Origin of the sequence: Sinomonas sp. G460-2 (assembly GCF_047759905.1) — a bacterium.
In the GTDB taxonomy this organism is placed as follows: Bacteria; Actinomycetota; Actinomycetes; order Actinomycetales; family Micrococcaceae; genus Sinomonas.
The window spans coordinates 1-1,370 of record NZ_JBKZWT010000536.1 but is presented as its reverse complement, the minus strand read 5'-3'; the positions used below and the strand labels follow the sequence as shown (position 1 = coordinate 1,370).

Here is a 1,370-nt window from a genome sequence, read left to right as displayed (position 1 = left end):
GGATCGGATCGATGGGAAGACCAAGGCCCGCGTGGTGGCGTTGGTCGATGGCGGTCTGGGGGCCAAGAGCCTGGCCAAGGCCCTGGGCGTTTCGCCGAGGACTGCGCGCACGTGGATCTGCACGTACCGTCGGCGGGGCGGCTTATGGTTGGCCGATGTGAGGAAGAACCAGTCGTATCCGTTGGAGCTGAAGATCGCCGCTGCGCGGGCCGTCGTGCTCGAGGGCGAATCGATCGAGACCGTGCTCGGGCGGTTCGGGATCAGCACCCGGTCGGTGCTCACGCGGTGGGTCCAGGCCTACCGGGACGAGGGCGAGGACGGGCTCCGGCCGAAGAAGCGGGGACGGCCCGCGGCAGAATCGCGGCCGGAGACCGACGCGGAGAAGATCGCGCGGCTGGAGATGGAGAACGCCACGCTGAAAAAATTGGCGGCTCTGGTGGCACAAGAGCGACGATCGCGCAGAAGGTAGCCGTCGTCGCGTCACTGGAGCACAAGTACCCCGTGGCCCGGCTGCTGAAGTTCCTCGGCCTGGCCTCGAGCACCTACTACTACCGCCGGTCCAAACCCGTCCGCCCGGACCGCTACGCGGAGGCGCGGCCGGCCCTGAGGGAGGAGTTCGCCAATGCGTACCGGGCCTACGGATACCGCCGCATGAGAGTGGTCCTGCGGACCCGTCACGGGCTGCGCATCAGCGGCAAGACCGTCCGCAGGCTCATGCGCGAGGAGGGCTGCGTCTGCCCGGTGCGCCGGCGCAGGTACAGGTCCTACCGCGGGCAGATCGGCAGGATCGCGCCCAACGTCCTCGAACGGGACTTCACCGCGTCCGCGCCGGCCCAGAAGTGGGCCACCGACGTCACCGAGTTCACCGTGGCCGGCCAGAAGCTCTACCTCTCACCGGTGATCGACCTGTTCAACGGCGAGATCATCACCTACACGCTGCGGTCCTCGCCGACCCTGCAACTGGTCACCGACATGCTCGCCACAGCCCTGAAGAACCACCCCATGGCGAAGCAGACCGTGATCCACTCCGACCAGGGCTGGCACTACCAGCACCGCGCCTACAGGCGCCTGGTCGACGAGCGCGGGCTCACCCAGTCGATGTCCCGCAAGGGCAACTGCCTCGACAACGCCAAGGCCGAGAGCTTCTTCTCCCACCTCAAACAGGAGTTCATCCGCCCTGGGCGGTTCTCCACCGTGAACGAGTTCAAGGGCAAGCTTGCGGGCTACATGCACTGGTACAACCACGAACGCATCAAGGAAACGCTCGGAGGCCTGAGCCCGGTGCAATACCGAACCCAGGCCTCCCAGCAGGCCCCGCGCTAGCATGAACCCGACGCAAAAGTCGTCTCCAACTTTCAGGGCGCACGTCA

At 66.6% G+C, this 1,370-nt stretch carries 2 protein-coding genes; both read left to right on the top strand.

The window, feature by feature from the left end; translation table 11 throughout:
- A partial coding sequence (locus tag ACLN58_RS22235) for a helix-turn-helix domain-containing protein (protein WP_415857377.1) occupies positions 1 to 469 on the top strand: 469 nt, incomplete at its 5' end.
- 32 nt (positions 470 to 501) lie between these two features.
- A complete protein-coding gene (locus tag ACLN58_RS22230) occupies positions 502 to 1,323 on the top strand; it encodes an IS3 family transposase (RefSeq protein ID WP_415857376.1) in 822 nt (273 codons plus the stop codon).
- Positions 1,324 to 1,370: the final 47 nt, after the last annotated feature.